This window comes from Streptomyces sp. NPDC048415 (assembly GCF_040651675.1).
Classification (GTDB): Bacteria; Actinomycetota; Actinomycetes; order Streptomycetales; family Streptomycetaceae; genus Streptomyces.
In genome coordinates, this window is the sequence record NZ_JBEZKJ010000080.1 from 1 (window position 1) to 15,666 (window position 15,666).

A 15,666-nucleotide genomic window follows, 5' to 3' on the forward strand; every position below is an offset into this window, starting at 1 on the left:
TCGCACGGCGGGTTCGGCGGGCGGGGACGGGAAAACCGGCACCGGAAACGGTGCACGGCGTCCCGTCCCCGACCCAACACAGGGAACTGGACCGCTGCGGTGCCGAACTCCTCTTCCAGGTTCTGACCGAACGCAAGGAGAAGAACAGCGTGGCCATCGCCTCGAACGAGTTTTTCTCCGGCTGGACCAAGACTTTCACCGATCCCCGGCTCTGCGGCGCCATCGCCGACCGTCTCACCTTCGGCAGCAACATCATCGAGACCGGCACCGACTCCTGCCGCCTTGCCCAGATCCGAGCCAACAGGCCACCGGCTAGCCTTCTCCGCCCCTGGCGGTCGACTCGCTGCCGGCCGGCCACACCGCCTGCCCCGCCCGCAAGTGGGACCAAAACCCGTTCCCAAACGGCGCCACTACTCATCCGTGAAGCCAGCACGGGCCGTTCTCGGCCGCCGTTCAGCTGGTCACCACCGCACGTCGGCGGCATCTGAGATTCGCCCACCGCTGGCCCTGGACCGACATCATCATCAGGGCGATCGAGTGGCTCGAAACCCCCCTGGGTCTCGGCTGACCAGCAGCGTTCACCGCCCGACGACCCGCACGCCAAACCCAAGTCGTGGAAGGGTGTCGGTTCTCGACGTTGGCCGTGTGGTGGTCCTGGTTGACGCCCCCAGGCGGTGCTGGCTTTCTACCGCGGCGTTCTCGGTCTCTCTGTCTCGCACGACCTGGCGACAGATGGGTATCGCTACTTGCACATCGGTGTGCCCGGCCAAGAGGTGGTCGGCCTTGGGCTCTTCGCCTCGTCCAGCGGTCGAGCCAGCGGTGCTGGGTTTTGCCTGATGATGCCTAGACCGGGCCGACACCGCGCAGCGCGGCGCGGCGCATGAGGCTTCGCTGCCCGTACCCTCCGGATTGTCGTCGGCGGCCGCTGTCACCCCACGCAACCGCGGTATCCGGGCGACGCCATAGCGGTCCAGCAGCTCGGTGCGGACCGTGACCGCCGAAGACTCGTCAGCTGCGGTGGCCCGGACAGGCGCACGCCCACCGGTCCGGTGGCAGCACGCGCCGCCCCGGTCAGCGGTCAGCGGTCAGGGGTCAGGGGTCAGCGGATCAAACTCAAGGCAGCGATGCCGGTCGTACCTCGGTCAGACGCCGCCCCGAGGCACCCAGTCATCCTCACAGTCGTACCGCGTCGAGCGTGGTGTGGAACGTGTCACCGTAGAGGTGCGAAGAGGGCCGGTGATTACCAGCCCTCGACTTCAAACGTTGCAGCTCTTCGATCGTCAACGTGGTTCCTCGTCCACGGTGAACGGAGAGCCTGAGGAGATGAGCTGAATAAGTTGCTCGCGGGTGACGTCGGCCGAGGTGCCCTGCCAGACAGTTCGTCCTTGTCGTAGGACGTGGAAGCGGTCGCCGAGCGCGTACAGCTCTTCCAAGTCGTCCGAGACGACGAGGACGGCGGCGCCGGCGTCGGCGCGTTCGCGCAGCAGACGGTGGATCTGTGCCTTGGTGCCGATGTCGACGCCGGCGGTGGGCTGATCGATGACGAGCACGTCGGGATCGGCGGCGAACGTCTTGCCGAGGACGACCTTTTGCTGGTTGCCGCCGCTGAGTGTCGCGGCGTTGGCGTCGATGTCGCCCGGGGAGATTTCCAGGTCCTCGACGAGGCGGGTGCTCAGGCGCCGGACGGTGCCCCGTGGTACGACGCCCCAGCGGCCCAGTCGGCGGTGCATGGCCATGAGACACAGGTTCCACGTCAGTGGTGCGGACAGGCTCAGTCCTTGGTGTTTGCGGTCCTCCGGTATGAGTGCAACGCCGTGGGTGATGGCCTGGCGCGGGGTCGTGAAGGTCACCTGGTTGCCGCGGAGGCGAAGGCGTCCGCTCGTGGGCTTTTCGGCACCGCTGAGGACCCTGCAGAGCCTGGTCCGGCCGGAGCCTACGAGCCCGGCCACGCCCATGATCTCTCCCGCCCGCAGGCTGATGGTGACGTCGCGCAGGCGGGGTCCGCAGCTCACCGAATCCGCCTCCAGGACGACGGGCTGCCGGTCGTCGGCGTGGTGGGAGGCGACTTCCTCGTCCAAGGTCCGTTTGAACTTCTCCCCCAGCATCAGCTCGGCCATCTGGACCACCGATAGGGACTTTGTCGGCTCCGAGGCGATGGCTTTGCCGTTGCGCATCACCGTGAGCCAGTCGGTCACCTCCTGGACCTCCTCGAGGAAGTGGGAGATGAAGACCAGCCCCACGCCGCCGTCGGCCAGTTCGCGCACGACGCGGAACAGGGACTGCCGTTCCGCCTCGGACAGGCGGGCGGTCGGCTCGTCCATGACGAGTACCTTCACATCGTCCGCGAGGGCTTTCACGATCTCGATGCGTTGCCGGATGGCCGGACTGAGCGTGCCGACGCTCGCGTCGAGACTCTCGCCGATCTCGATGCCGACTTGCTCGACCAGGCCCTCGGCCCGGCGGTGGACTGCCCGTCGGCTGTAGCGCCACCGTCCGGGCTCCTGTCCGAGCAGGAGGTTCTCGGCAATGGTCATCTCGGACACCAGGCTGAACTCCTGGTGGATGACAGCGATTCCCTCCGCCCTGGACTGGCGTGGGCTGCCCAGCGTCGCGAGCTTGCCGTCGACGGTGATCACGCCGTCGTGGTCCGGGTACAGGCCGGCCAGCGTCTTCACCAGGGTCGATTTTCCTGCACCGTTCTGTCCAATGAGTCCGTGGACCTGTCCGGCGCGCACCTGGAAGTCGACGTGATCGAGCACCGTGACAGGACCGAACCGTTTGGTTACGCCCGAGAGCTGGAGCCTGATGTCGCTGGGCATGGACACTCATTCCTCTGTTTGCGCTGGCGTATCTGAAGTGGGCGGAGATTCCGCGGTGGGAGATCGGCCCGGTTGGCCGGAGGGCAGGGAGGTCCGCCCGGCGCGCCTGCGGTGCGTGCCGGCAGGCGCGCAGGGCATTCAGGTCAGCCGCTCCACTCGGCGGGGTCGGCGTCCACGTTGTCCTTGGTGATCAGTGGCAGCGGGATGTAGTAGTTGGGCTGCTTGACCTTGTCCTTCTGGCCGGTCAGCCAGTACTTGGCGTACTGGGCACCGAGCTTGCCTTCGAGGACGGGGCTCTGGTTGACGGTGCCGTAGAGGGCGCCGGACGTGATGGCGGCCTCGACCTGCTTGGAGTAGTCGCCTGCTATGAAGCGGATCTCGTTGCGTCCGACCTTCCGGGCGTACTGGGCGCCGACGTACATCTCGGGCCCCTCGGCGACGATGGCGTCCAGCTTCCCCTTGGGGTACTTCGAGAGCAAGTCCTGGGTCACGGACAGGTTTTCGCTGTTCTTGAAGTTGTCGACCGGCGTGGCAACGATCTTGATGTCGTGGTGGCTCTTCAGGACGTCCTTGATGCCCTTGAGCCGCTCGACCTGCGGCGTGTCGCCGAGCGGTCCGAGCTCGATCGCGATCTTCCCGCCCTTGGGCAGCGCCTGAACGATGAGCTTGCCCTCGCCCTGTCCGTACTGGAAGTCCGAGGCTCCGATGTACGTCACCAGGTCGGCGCCGGGGCTGAGCTGAGCGTTGAGTGCCATCACCGGTATGCCGGCGCGGTTGGCCTGCTTGATGGCAGGGATGACGGCGGTCGGGCTGGAGGAGCACACCAGGATCAGGTCCACATGACGGGCCACCAGGGTCTCTACGTTGGCGGCCTGCTTGGCGTTGTCGAGGCCGCCGTTGAGGGTGACGGTCTTCATACCGAGCCGCTTCGCCTCGGCCTCGAAGGCGGAGTTCATCGAGGCGAGGAAGGGGATCGTGGTGTCGGCGTTGGCGAGACCGATGGTGAAGGTCTTGTTCTCGCCGCCGGCATCGGTGCTGCCGCTGTCGCCACAGGCGGCCGTGAACACGGTCAGCGACGCAACGGCGGTCGCGGCGGCCAGGCCACGTCTGAACGTGCGGGCGGGGATGGATGCGGACATGGTGCTCCCTTGGGGCGTCTCGTGCGGAAGTCCGCGGAGGACTTGGTTGTGTGCGGATTTGTGCGTGTCCTGAGCGCGTGCACCGCGCATGGGACGTGCCAGTCGGCGGTCAGGTCGAGGCCGACGGGGTCAGTGGGGTGGTGGGCGCGCCAGGCGCGGCAGCGGTAGGGGAGTTCCTGCTGCCGCGCCGCCCGGCGCCGTTGTGGAGTCGGCTGTAGCGGTCGATGACGACGGCCATGAGGATCACCAGTCCGGTGACGGTGGGCTTCCAATAGGGCGAGACGTTGAGCTGGTTGAGGCCGTTGGAGATGACGCCGAGGAGGAGGGTCGCAGCGAGAACGTCCTCGATGCGCCCGACGCCGCCGGTCAAGGCGATGCCGCCCACCACACAGATGGCGATGGCCTCCAGGGGCCAGTCGGCCGCGGCCGAGGGCTGCCCGACGAGCGTCTGGCCGAGGAGCAACAGGCCCGCACCTGCGGCCAGCAGGCCGCCCATGGCGAAGGCGAAGATCTGCACGCGCTGTACGGGGACGCCCGAGAGGTGGCTGGCCTCGGCGTTGCCGCCGACGCTGTAGATGTAGTGCCCGTACCTGGTGCGGGTCAGCAGGAACCACACCGCAAGCAGGCAGCAGATGAAGACGGCGAAGATCACCGGGATGCCGAGGACTCGCGCGTTGGCGGCGCTCTCCAGCAGGGACGTCGCGCCCTGCTTGGACTCGGCGCCGGTAGCGACGAACAGCAGGCCGGAGACGATACTGGCCATGGCGAAGGTGGCGACGAAGGCGTTGATACGGACCTTCGCGATCAGGACGCCGTTGGCGGCACCGACCGCGATGCCCGCGAGGAGACCGGCGCCGATGGTCACGACGGCGCCGTGGCCGCGGCTGGCGACGACTGCCCCTACGACCGATGCGGTGGCTCCAACGGCTCCGACGGACAGGTCAAAACCACCGGAGATCATCATGACAGCCATGCCGCAGGCGACGATGCCGATGATGGCGTTCTGCTCCAGGATGTTTTCCAGGTTGACCGAGGAACGGAACGTCGGGGATACGACCATCAGCACGCTGGTGACGAGTGCGAACACCAGCCAGAGACCGAAGCGCCTCAGGATGCCGCTTCTGTTTGCACTGCTCTTCATGCCGAGCCGTCCTTCTGGTTCTCAATGCCCAACGTGTCGGCGCCTGTGGAGCGGACGGCCTGCAGAGCGGCGGGCGAGACCTGCTCCGACGCGACAGCCGGCAACCGGCAGTCCGGCACCGCCGCAAGGTTCACCGCGTGGAGGGCGCCCAGAGCGCCCGCGCCGATGAGACCTATTCGCATTTCCAACACCCCTGCCTCTCTTAGACTTCGGGACTGCCCAGCGGCTTTGAGCGGCGAGCCCGTTGCGGAGGGCCCCACCGTGCCGTCCCGAACGGTGTAGTCCGGCCGACTTTTCGCGGCTGGTAGTGTCTGGTCATGACCAGTTGAGAGAGAGCATGAGTCAAGGGCTAGGTGATGTCAACCGCCTGACGAGACCGTGTCCGACACGGTGTTTTCGAGGAGTCGCTTGAAGCACCACAGGGCCGCGGCAGGGCCGAGAAGGGCCAGGGAGTTGCGGGGTGGCGTTCGTAGCGGGGGCTGACTCTGCGACAGCCGCACAGCCAGGAGACGGTTCGCTTGATCCCCATCTGCGGCGCCCGATCATTCGCTGGACTCGATGCCCTTGCGGGCGATGTGCACGCCAACGTGCCTGCCGCGTAACCTTTTTTGCAGGTGAGGGATGTCGTAGGCCTTGTCCGCATGCAGGCGCTGGAGCTTGAAGCAGCGGCCGGCGGTGAAGGTCGGGTCTTCTACGTTGTTGACGAGGTTGATTCCGGTCACTCGTAGGATCGGAGGGCCTAGGGATGCTGGGTGTGGCTGCGTGTCACCAGCCCGCCTTGACAATCCCATTGGGAATCGTTTGGTGGCCCTCCACCATCGGCTTCAGGCCTTCGCTGTCATGAACGTTGGCGGCCGAGACGCCGACGACCACGGGCAGAGTCCGTTCGCGTCCGACAAGACGTACATCCTGGAACCCGGCTTACTCCAGTCCACGGGCCTCGGACGTGTGAGTTGTGTGAGGCGACCGCTCTGGCCACGGGGGGCCGCGCCAAGTGCCGCAGGAAATCCGAGCGCGACCCGTCAGCGACACCGGCGGGCGTTGAGCCGGGCGGCCTGGCGCGTCAGGTGGTCGCGCTCGGCGAGGTTGGGTGCCTTTTGGGCCGCCTCTGCGTACAACCGTGCCGCCGTCGCCAGGTCGCCGTCGCGCTCGTGGAGGTACGCCGCCACCGCGGCGTGGCGAGGCAGTGAGGCGTCCAGCGCCGCGAGCGCCGCCAGGCCGGCGCGCGGTCCGTCGGCCTCGCCGACGGCCACTGCGCGGTTGAGCCGGACGATGGGGTTGTCGGTCAGGCGCGCGAGCTCGTCGTACCACTCGACGATCTGCACCCAGTCGGTCTCCTCGGCGGTGGGCGCATCGGCGTGGAGTGCCGCAATGGCGGCCTGGGCCTGGAACTCGCCCAGCCGGTCGCGGGCGAGGGCCGCCTGAAGGATCTCGACGCCCTCGGCGATCGACTCGGTGTCCCACCGGCCGCGGTCCTGCTCGGCGAGCGGCACCAGGCTGCCGTCGGGCGTGGTGCGGGCGGCGCGTCGGGCGTGGTGGAGCAGCATGAGGGCGAGCAGCCCCGCCACCTCGGGGTGGTCGATCGCGGCCGCGAGCTGCCGGGTGAGCCGGATGGCCTCGGCGGCGAGGTCGACGTCGCCGGAGTAGCCCTCGTTGAAGACCAGATAGAGGACGCGCAGCACGGTGGCGACGTCGCCGGGCTGGTCGAACCGCACGCCGGAGACGGTGCGCTTGGCCCGGCTGATGCGTTGCGCCATGGTCGCCTCGGGCACCAGGTAGGCCTGGGCGATCTGGCGGGTGGTCAGCCCGCCGACGGCGCGCAGCGTGAGCGCGACCGCGGACGACGGCGTCAGCGACGGGTGGGCGCACAGGAAGTAGAGCTGGAGCGTGTCGTCCCCCGCGGGCGCGGGCCCGGGCGTCGGCTCCTCGTCGAGGCGGTCCTCACGCCGACGGCGGGCGGCATCCGCCCGCATCGCGTCGAGGAACCGGCGCCAGGCCACGGTGACCAGCCAGCCCTTCGCATCCCGCGGGGGGTCGGCCGGCCAGACGCGGACCGCCTCGACCAGCGCGTCCTGCACGGCGTCCTCGGCCGCCGCGAAGTCGGCTCCGCGGCGGACGAGGATGGCGAGCACGCTCGGCGTGAGGCTCCGGAGCAGGACCTCGTTCACCTCAGGGGTCACTCCGTGATGGTGGGCGACGCGCCCAGGAACGGGCGCAGCTCGAGCCACTCGTGGATCGGCTTCCCGCCCGCCCCAGGCTCGGCCGACAGTTCCCCGGCCAGCTCGACGGCGCGCTCGTAGCTGTCGACGTCGATCACCATCCAGCCGGCGATGAGATCCTTGGTCTCGGCGAACGGGCCGTCGGTGACCGGCGGGCGCCCCTCACCGTCGTACCGGACCCACGTCCCCTCGGGGGCGAGCGCCTGACTGTCGACGAACTCGCCGGTCTTCTCGAGCCGGGCCGCGAAGTCCTGCATGTACTGCACGTGGGCCGAGATCTCCTCCGGCGTCCACTGGTCCATCGGCACGTCGTTGACCGAAGCCGGAGCGCCGCGGTAGTGCTTGAGCAGCAAATACTTGGCCATCGTGTTTCTCCTCGATGCTGGTGCGACCCATTGTGGTCGCGTTCATTGCGGGGACGGAGCCAGTCACAGGTTCTCGACATCGCCGTCCGATTCTTTTTTGGCTCTCGCAGATGAGCCTGGGCGAGCCGTCTCGCGGTGTCCGGGTCCACGGCGTGGCGCGAGGGCGGAACGGAGCGAGCCTTTCCAAGATCAGCAGCAACCCAGCAACTGAATCAAGAGAAGGCTTCGCATGCGTCACTAAACGTGTGGTCCTGGCGCGTTGTGGTGCGCTCGGACCGAGGAGTTGCTCGGCGTGGGGCATCGTCCTCTCCGGGTCGCCAGATCAGGATCAGGTCCACTCTTCTGCCCGTGATGCGGTACGGACAGTAGTCAGTCATGCCGGGTCTCCCTTGGTGCCGCTGCGGCACTCGCCGCCTGGGTCATGCTGCCTGCAATGATCGGCTTGCGGTGACTTCGGATCAGGTGGCGTGGTGGGGTGCGGAACTGGAGGATCTCGGGCCGAAGGTCGCAGGCTTTCTCGAGCGGTCGGAGCCCGGCGCGTCGGCGGTCGCCTACGTCCGGGGGCTGCTGGCGGATGTGCCGCGCGAGAACGGCTGGCAACGGGCTGAGCAGGCCGGTGCTGCGACTCCGTGGTCGACTCGGCGTCTACTCGACCGCGAACTGTGCCTGCCAGACGAGGAGCGGGTGCAGGATGCAACCCGCCGCACGGTGGCGGCCGTGCCCACAGATGTGGCCTTCGCTCCTGCACCACTTCTGCCGCCTGCGGGTCCGCTGGGAGATCCGTGACGACATGTACGAAGCTCTGCTCAGCCTTGGATGGGCGCTCATCTGCTGGAGGCGGCTCGCGTCACTGTGTCGGAAGTTCTGAGACGGCGGGCGGCCGAGGGGAGATCCTCCTGCCCGATGTACCGCCGTACGCGGCGGTGCGCCGCTTCGCGAGGAGGCTGTCCGTCCGCAGCGGACCACAAAAAGCAAAGGCAAGGAGATCCCTCTCCTCGCCAATCTCAACTTATAGCGCACCGGGGGGCTTGCGGCAAGACCCGGGTTGTACCGCAGAATCGGCGGCCGAAAGCCAGAACCTGCAGAAATGGGAGTCGCCAAATGCGTGTGTTGTTGTCGACGTGGGGGTCGCGCGGGGACGTCGAACCGCTGGCGGGACTCGCGGTGGCGTTGCGGGAACTCGGTGCGGAGGTGCGGGTGTGCGCGCCGCCGGACGAGGAGTTCGCGGCACTGCTGGCGCGTGCCGGCATGCCGCTGGTGCCGCTCGGCCCGACGGTGCATTCGGTGGTCGCCGGCACGAAGCCACCGACGGCGGAAGACGCGTTCCGGCTCGCCCCCGAGCTGGTCGCCGCGCGGTTCGACACGCTCACCGCGGCGGCCGAGGGATGTGACGCGCTACTGGCAACCGGCCTGATGCCGGCCGGTGCACGGGACGTGGCCGAGAAATTGGGCATCCGCTATGTGCTCGCGTGCTTCCACATCTCCGGACTGCCGTCGCGGCACTTCCGCCCGGGGGCGCGGCCGGGCAAGCAGTCCCCGCAGGAAGAGACCGACAACCGGGTGCTGTGGGAGCAGGACGCCCAGAGGGTGAACGCGTTGTACGGCCAGGCGCTCAACAGCCATCGGGCGGCGATCGGCCTGCCGCCGGTGGACAACGTCCGCGACTACGTCCTCACTGACCAGCCGTGGCTGGCGGCAGACGCGACGCTGTGTCCGTCGCGGGGCATGACGGACCTCGACATCGTGCAGACCGGGGCGTGGATCCTGCCCGACGACCGTCCGCTCCCGGAAGATCTGGAGGCGTTCCTGGACGCCGGCGCACCACCGGTGTACGTGGGCTTCGGCAGCATGGCCTCGCACGCCCCGAAGGACATCGCCCGAGTGGCCATTGAAGCGAGCCGTGCGCAAGGCCGCCGCGTACTCCTCGCCCGCGGCTGGGCGGACCTGGCCCCGATCGACGACGCCGACGACTGTTTCGTCGTCGGCGAGGTCAACCAGCAGGAGCTGTTTCGCCGGGTGGCCGTCGTAGTGCACCACGGCGGCGCGGGCACCACGACGACGGCGGCCCGGGCCGGCGCGCCTCAGGTGGTGATCCCCCGGATCGCGGACCAGCCGTACTGGGCCGCTCGGGTGGCCCAGCTGGGCATCGGCTCGGCTCACGACGGCCCGATGCCGACCTTCGACTCTCTGTCCGCCGCACTCACCACGGCCCTGACCTCCGAGACCCGAGCGCGGGCGAGGGCGGTGGCCGGCACGATCCGCACCGACGGGGCGACGCTGGCCGCGAAACTGCTACTCGACGCAGTCAGCCAGGAAAGGCCGCCCGTGTCCGTGTGAACCCCTCGGACACGTCGAGCCGGGGACCGGCGGGCGACAGCGCCCGCTTCGGGCTGCCGCCGGAGGTGGCCGGCGTCGTCGATGCCCTTCGGTACCACCCGCTGCTGCCCCATCTGGTCAAGGACGTCAGTAGTGGTGAGCAGGCCGACTCGGTGCTTCCGGTCGTCGGTGCCCTGGCGCAGGGGGTGGTGGCCACAGGAGGTGGGGGTCTCGCACTGGATGTGCTGCAGCGTCTGTCTGAGGGACGGGGGCGGGAAAGCGTCGGACATACGACCTCCCCAGCGCCCATTCCCCTGCGCGGCCGCAATGGAGTAGAGATTCCAAGTGACGCACGACGCCCGGCCCGTCCACCCCTGTCCGACAAATCGGAGCTGCCGACTGCCGAACAGGCGGAGGAGCTGTGTGAGGAGACCGAGCAGTTCCAGGAGGCGCTGGAGCGGCCGCCAGTCATCGACATCGCCCGAAGTGTGCTGATGTCGGTCTGGCCATGCACCGAGGACGATGCGTGGTGCGAGATCCTGGTCGATGTGTCCCAGAGCACCAACACCAGCTGCATGACGTGGCTGAAGCCGTAGTCGCGACGACGCGGCAGGAGCCGCTGCCGGTGCAACTGCAGGCGCAGCTGGCATCTGCGGTGGCGGACTGACGCGCCCGTGAGTCGGTCCTTGCCGTTGGCGTGTGTCCGCCATTGCGCCGGTGACGGCGATGACTTGCCGCGCGGACGGCGCTTCGGCCATCTCAGCGGACAGCATCGCGGTGCCCCGGCCCAGCCCGAAGGGGACGAGTAGGCAGCCGCGCGTACCTTCCGACTGCTGCCCCTGCCGCACCCGAGACCTGCTTACCCGAACCTCGGCCACGGGCCGCCCGGCACGTTGCTGCCACCCTCCAACCGAGGAGCGCCATGCCCCCGCGGGACCCGGGATTGGTGCAGGCGCCCGTAATCACGCCGAGGACGGGTACTCGGCTCATCGTCCGCACGGCAGGCCCGCTGTCCGTGCGATGGGCATGGAAAGGCGCAGCCATGAGCACGGTAAAGGAATCGGTCGAGGTCGACGTGCCGGTCCGCACGGCGTACAACCAGTGGACGCAATTCGCGGAGTTCCCGAACTTCATGGAAGGCGTCGAGAACGTGACACAGCTCGATGACATCCACAACCACTGGACCACCAAAATCGGTGGCATACAGCGGGAGTTCGACACAGAGATCGTCGACCAGCTCCCTGACGAACGGATCGCCTGGCGCACCATCGGCGGAGACACCAAGCAGATGGGCATGGTCCGCTTCCAGAGCCTGGACAACACGCACACCCGCGTAGAACTCGTGATGGATGTAGAACCGAGCGGTGCGGCGGAGAAGGCCGCGGACATGACCGGGACGATCGACCGGCGCGTCAAGGGCGACATGCGGCGCTTCAAGGAGTACATCGAGCAGCGCGGCGGCGAATCCGGCTCGTGGCGCGGCCGTGTCACCCCTGGATGAGACCCCATTGCCAAGCGCATTCATCCCCACAGGGACCCGGCCCGGTCGGGAGCCGTTGCTGTACCGGCTCACAGCCGGGCCGGGTCCCTGTCAGGCTACGGGCGTCGGTGGCACCGGCTCGGTCGACGGCCGACTTGACCGCGGCGAAGGTGGCGCCCTGGAGCGTGGCGGCAGGAAGAACCTCCAGCCAGGTGCGGTCTTCGTCGATGGGGGCGTATTGGCGGCGCATTCCTCGTCTCCCAGCACGCACCAGACCGCGGCGCGCCGCCGAGGCAGCCTCGCGCACGCAGCCCGGCGGCCCGCTCGGAGATGCCGTAACGACGAGGCGCCGAGATTCTCCACCAGAACCGGGCTCGCCCCGCCGCCGCTCGTGTACGGCCATGACTGACACCTCGATACTGACTCCCCGTGAAGCCTTGGAGACGCTGCTGGCCAGCGACCAGCGGTTCGTCGCAGGAGCGCCGCAGCACCCGAACCAAGACTCCGCACGCCGCGCCGAGATCGCACCGGTCCAGCACCCGTTCGCGAGGCTCTTCGGCTGCTCCGATTCACGGCTGGCCGCCGAGATCATCTTCGACCGGGGCTGGGTGATGGTGACCTGCTCGTGGTCCGCAACGCGGGCCACGTGCTGGGGGCCGGAGGTACTGGGCAGCAGCGAGTACGGGGTGAGCGTGTGCTGGACTGCCCCCTGGTGGTGCTGCGCCACGACGCGTACGTCGCGGTCGCGGCCACCCACGCCGCCCTGGAGGAGGGATGATCGTGAGCGGGTACGTGCGCGACGTCATCGAGCAGGTCACGCCCAGCGTGCTGGCCGCCCGCGCCGCGGGCCCTGCCCGTCAGCTCCGCGTCGCGATGCTTCACAGCCTCCGCTCATTCACTGCACCACCTGGCCGGGGGTATCGACTACCGGGCCGCCCACCTCCATTGCCCGGTTGCCACGCGGCCTTTCTTTACCCGTCAGGTTCCCGGTGATAAGTGCGAGGGGGCGGGATACTGGCTGTAATGGCCAGAGATACGACAACGACGCATGACGTCTTCGGTGCACCCTGCTGGATCAGTCTTCTGACGCGCGACCTGCTGGGCGCACAGGCTTTCTACGGGTCCGTCCTGGGCTGGCACTTTCGCCCGGCCCGGCTCGGAGCCGAATTCGCCACCGCCCTTGTCGGGGGCGGCCCACTCGTCGGAATCGGGGCCGTAGCGCCCGCTCTGCAAGTGGCCGCCGCATGGACTCCGTTCTTCGCCGTCACCAGCGCCAACGAGACGGCCGCCCGTATCCGTGAGCGTGGCGCCACCCTCGCGGTCGGGCCCCTCACCTTCCCCATCGGCCGAGGTGCCCTGGCCGCGGACCGGGACGGCGCCGTCTTCGGCATCTGGCAGGGACAGCTCGTCTCCGACTGGCCAAGGTGGCGCAGCCAAGCCCCCGTCTGGCTGCGGCTCAGAACACGGGATGCCCTCGACGCCGCGATCTTCTACGGCCAGGTACTCGAGTGGGCCGGCCGTCGGCCGGGGTGCTGCCAGGTCGCCTACGAAAGCGAAGAGGTCGTCGTGCGCCAGGAAGGGCATGTCGTCGCCCGCATCAGTTCCGGCGCGGTCGAATCCGTACCCGACCCCACAATCCGGCCCCGCTGGTATGTCCACTTCCCGGTCCACGACGTCGCCGCCACGATCGCGGCGGCCCGCCGCAGCGGAGGCTCCGTCATCGGGCACAGCCGCACAGCCAAAGGCGAGCTGGCGACCTTGAGCGATCCCGAAGGAGCTGTATTCATCGTCACCGGCCAGGACTCCTGAGCCGCCGTGCGCGTTGATTGTGCGACACGCGTGCCCTGTGTCAGCGGTACCGATGACACGCTGCCCGGTGTCACCGGTACCGAATCCGCTCCGGCGTCGGACCGGGCCCGCGAACCTGCCGGGCTGTGGCCGGGCAGACAGAGGCCTTGAGCAGTCCAAGCGGGTGCTCCTTCGCATGTGTCGGCCATCAAGTTGTTGGCGGAAAGACACCCTCCCCTCGGATCCCGGCCGTCGAAGTCCAGGAAGGACCACGGGCCGCGGGCCGCGTGCTGCCCGAGCACCCGATGGATGGTCCGCGACGCCACGGACATTCTTGGCCAGGGCGAGGCGTTGGGCTACAGCCGCGCAGGCCAGGGCGCGTCACGCCGCCATCGCGGCGGTACTGATCACGAATGTGATCAAAAATGACCCGGAGATGCGGCGGGCACCGACGGCTGCGACCGTATGAGTGAAGGGTGAGGGTCCGGACGGGCGAGGAAGGAGGCGGCCACCATGGTGTTGGCGCATCTTTCGCTCCTGCGGGAGCTGGTCGAGCGGTGCGAGACGCTCAGGGGGCGCTTGGCGTCCGACGGGAGCGCGGAAACCGCGCGGCAGCTTGATGACGTGACGTACACGCTGTGCGTGCTCACGGGCACCCGCCGGCTGGAGACGGCGCTGCATGTTGCCCGCGATCAGCTGGCCGAAGCCATGCACGGCAGCAGCCACTAGATCGCTGAACGGTCAGGCTAGACGCTGGGAGCGCATGGCCCGAGGCGTCGATTCCTGACACACCCATGCAAAACCACTGCAATGACGCGAACCGACGAAACATATGGCTGAGGTCGGGCTTCCCCGCTTCTTCACGACCAGGCTGACAGGACTGATTGACGACGCCGTGACACCGCCCAATGGCGGTCGTCGTCGGCCGTGGTGACGTGCGGGGCACTGGTGTCCTGTGGTTGCTTAGGTTGAAACCGTGGTGTCGCGGCAGGTCATGCGGGTCTGATGCTCAAGCCGGTCTCGACGAGGTAGCCGTCTACGGCGCCCAACTACGGGCGCTCGATCGTCCCGTCCGCCGAGATGTGGGCGGCGTGCGAGCCGAAGTCCTCCTCCGACACGCTGGAGACGAGGTCGATTGCCTCGCCGCCCAGCTCCGGCGTGCCGGGCTCCACGATCTGGGTCGGGCGCAGGCGCCCGGACACGTAGGTGCCGTCGGCGCGGAGTGTGGCTTGCAGCACGCCGCTGGTTGAGAGTGTGCCGCCGAGGCTGAGCACCTTGTAGCCGGTGAAGTTGCCCAGGCTGTAGGCGATCAGTCGGCCCTTGTAGAACTCCATTCCCCGCATGACGTGCGGGCCGCTGCCCACGACGAGGTCGGCGCCGGCGTCGATCACCGCACGGCTGAAGCGGTAGCTGTCGCCGCGGTTCTCGCCGAGGAAGTACTCGGTGCCGGGTTCTACGTGGGTGCGGTCCGAGCCTTCCGCGCCGGCGTGCATCGTGACGATCACGATGTCCGCCATCCTTGCGGCGCGGGCGGTGAGTCGCTTTGCGGCGGGGATGTTCGTGAGGTCGTTCGACCCTCGGTCGGGAGCGAACCCAATCAGTGCGACCCGAATGCCGCGTACCCGCTGGATGGTGATCTGGCCCAGGCGGCCGGTGAACGGCAGGTTCACGGAGCGCAGGGCGGCGAACGTCTCGCGCCGCCCCTCCGCCCCGAAGTCGTCGACGTGATTATTCGCCACGTTCATGGCCGTGAACCCGGCCTTCCTCAACCAGCGTCCGTAGGACGGCGGGGCGCGGAACGCGAAGCAGTTCGGGCTGTCGTTGTCGTCGCACTTGCTGGAGCCGCCGGTGGCGAGTGTGCCCTCCAGGTTCCCGAGCACCACATCGCCGGCGAGCAGGTCGTCGACAGGGGCGAAGAATGAGGCGCCGCCATCCGGCGGCAGGTCGTCCGGCAGCGAGCCCATCACGACGTCCCCCACGGCAGCGATCCGCACGTTGCCTGTAGGGCGCGGCGGCGCCGGTGCACCGGACGCCGTGATCCCGGTCGTCCGTGGGGCGGCCTGGGCGGAGCCGATGGAGGCTGCGCCCTCGGAGCCGCTGGAGGCTGGGCCCTCGGAGCCGACACGGAACACGAACGCCGCAACGACCACCACACCGGTCCCGACCAGGCCGAGGGCGAACAGGCGGTGCCGGCGCACCGCCTTCTGCCGGTCGCGCCGCTGCTGAGGACACTGTCCGCCGGACGTGATCATCGGCTCATGCTACGAAGCAGGCACCCATCCTTCACGCAGGGTCATCCACCGGCGTGTTCCCGACGACGTTCCCGTTCGCGTTCGACGCCGTCCGCGCCGCCTCGCGGCACCGGCCGCGAGCCGAGCGGGCGGGCGTAGGGTCCGTCA

13 protein-coding genes and 5 pseudogenes are annotated in these 15,666 nt (G+C 68.5%); 8 read left to right on the forward strand and 10 right to left on the reverse strand.

The window, feature by feature from the left end:
• A pseudogene (locus AB0D27_RS34905) lies at positions 1 to 287 on the forward strand (ATP-binding protein); the annotation flags it as partial.
• 993 nt (positions 288 to 1,280) lie between these two features.
• Here AB0D27_RS34905 and AB0D27_RS34910 read toward each other — a convergent pair.
• The 8 genes and pseudogenes from AB0D27_RS34910 to AB0D27_RS34945 form a co-directional block, all read right to left on the reverse strand.
• The gene (locus AB0D27_RS34910) at positions 1,281 to 2,819 is read right to left on the reverse strand and encodes a sugar ABC transporter ATP-binding protein (protein ID WP_362516642.1); all 1,539 of its coding nucleotides are present in this window, start codon (positions 2,817 to 2,819) and stop codon (positions 1,281 to 1,283) included.
• Between the two features lie 143 nt (positions 2,820 to 2,962).
• Positions 2,963 to 3,958, reverse strand: coding sequence for a sugar ABC transporter substrate-binding protein (locus AB0D27_RS34915; RefSeq protein WP_362516644.1), 996 nt, complete (start codon positions 3,956 to 3,958; stop codon positions 2,963 to 2,965).
• A 109-nt stretch (positions 3,959 to 4,067) separates the two neighbouring features.
• On the reverse strand, positions 4,068 to 5,099 hold the full coding sequence (locus tag AB0D27_RS34920; protein ID WP_362516646.1) for an ABC transporter permease: 1,032 nt from the start codon (positions 5,097 to 5,099) through the stop codon (positions 4,068 to 4,070).
• Entirely contained in the window at positions 5,096 to 5,281 is a 186-nt protein-coding gene (locus tag AB0D27_RS34925; protein WP_362516648.1) for a hypothetical protein, read from the reverse strand. The genes AB0D27_RS34920 and AB0D27_RS34925 overlap by 4 nt, the downstream gene beginning before the upstream one ends.
• Positions 5,282 to 5,458: 177 nt before the next feature.
• A pseudogene (locus AB0D27_RS34930) lies at positions 5,459 to 5,770 on the reverse strand (IS5/IS1182 family transposase); the annotation flags it as partial.
• Between the two features lie 127 nt (positions 5,771 to 5,897).
• Positions 5,898 to 6,055 (reverse strand): annotated as a pseudogene (locus AB0D27_RS34935) (IS5/IS1182 family transposase); the annotation flags it as partial.
• A gap of 66 nt (positions 6,056 to 6,121) precedes the next feature.
• On the reverse strand, positions 6,122 to 7,267 hold the full coding sequence (locus AB0D27_RS34940) for a DUF6596 domain-containing protein (RefSeq protein ID WP_362516691.1): 1,146 nt from the start codon (positions 7,265 to 7,267) through the stop codon (positions 6,122 to 6,124).
• 8 nt (positions 7,268 to 7,275) lie between these two features.
• Entirely contained in the window at positions 7,276 to 7,683 is a 408-nt protein-coding gene (locus AB0D27_RS34945; RefSeq protein WP_362516649.1) for a YciI family protein, read from the reverse strand.
• 447 nt (positions 7,684 to 8,130) lie between these two features.
• Here AB0D27_RS34945 and AB0D27_RS34950 point away from each other — a divergent pair, with 447 nt between their 5' ends.
• From AB0D27_RS34950 to AB0D27_RS34965, 4 genes are all read left to right on the forward strand, one after another.
• Complete coding sequence (locus tag AB0D27_RS34950; protein ID WP_362516651.1) at positions 8,131 to 8,469, forward strand: hypothetical protein; 339 nt, start codon at positions 8,131 to 8,133, stop codon at positions 8,467 to 8,469.
• A 315-nt stretch (positions 8,470 to 8,784) separates the two neighbouring features.
• Positions 8,785 to 10,020: a glycosyltransferase gene (locus AB0D27_RS34955; RefSeq protein ID WP_362516653.1), complete on the forward strand. Its 1,236-nt coding sequence runs from the start codon at positions 8,785 to 8,787 to the stop codon at positions 10,018 to 10,020.
• Positions 10,017 to 10,595 carry an ANTAR domain-containing protein gene (locus tag AB0D27_RS34960; protein ID WP_362516654.1) on the forward strand — a complete coding sequence of 193 codons (579 nt, stop codon included), beginning with the start codon at positions 10,017 to 10,019 and terminating at the stop codon, positions 10,593 to 10,595. Before AB0D27_RS34955 ends, AB0D27_RS34960 begins: the two co-directional genes overlap by 4 nt.
• Before the next feature lie 446 nt (positions 10,596 to 11,041).
• Complete coding sequence (locus AB0D27_RS34965; protein WP_362516656.1) at positions 11,042 to 11,500, forward strand: SRPBCC family protein; 459 nt, start codon at positions 11,042 to 11,044, stop codon at positions 11,498 to 11,500.
• A 73-nt stretch (positions 11,501 to 11,573) separates the two neighbouring features.
• On the opposite strand, the pseudogene AB0D27_RS34970 reads toward AB0D27_RS34965, so the two are convergent.
• Positions 11,574 to 11,705 (reverse strand): annotated as a pseudogene (locus AB0D27_RS34970) (DUF4235 domain-containing protein); the annotation flags it as partial.
• Positions 11,706 to 11,880: 175 nt separating this feature from the next.
• Here AB0D27_RS34970 and AB0D27_RS34975 point away from each other — a divergent pair.
• From AB0D27_RS34975 to AB0D27_RS34985, 3 genes and pseudogenes are all read left to right on the forward strand, one after another.
• Positions 11,881 to 12,328: pseudogene (locus AB0D27_RS34975) on the forward strand (carbonic anhydrase); the annotation flags it as partial.
• Positions 12,329 to 12,502: 174 nt separating this feature from the next.
• On the forward strand, positions 12,503 to 13,288 hold the full coding sequence (locus AB0D27_RS34980; RefSeq protein ID WP_362516658.1) for a VOC family protein: 786 nt from the start codon (positions 12,503 to 12,505) through the stop codon (positions 13,286 to 13,288).
• 492 nt (positions 13,289 to 13,780) lie between these two features.
• Positions 13,781 to 13,996, forward strand: coding sequence for a DUF5133 domain-containing protein (locus AB0D27_RS34985; RefSeq protein WP_362516660.1), 216 nt, complete (start codon positions 13,781 to 13,783; stop codon positions 13,994 to 13,996).
• Between the two features lie 320 nt (positions 13,997 to 14,316).
• On the opposite strand, the gene AB0D27_RS34990 is transcribed toward AB0D27_RS34985, so the two are convergent.
• Positions 14,317 to 15,519, reverse strand: coding sequence for a CapA family protein (locus AB0D27_RS34990; protein ID WP_362516662.1), 1,203 nt, complete (start codon positions 15,517 to 15,519; stop codon positions 14,317 to 14,319).
• Positions 15,520 to 15,666: the final 147 nt, after the last annotated feature.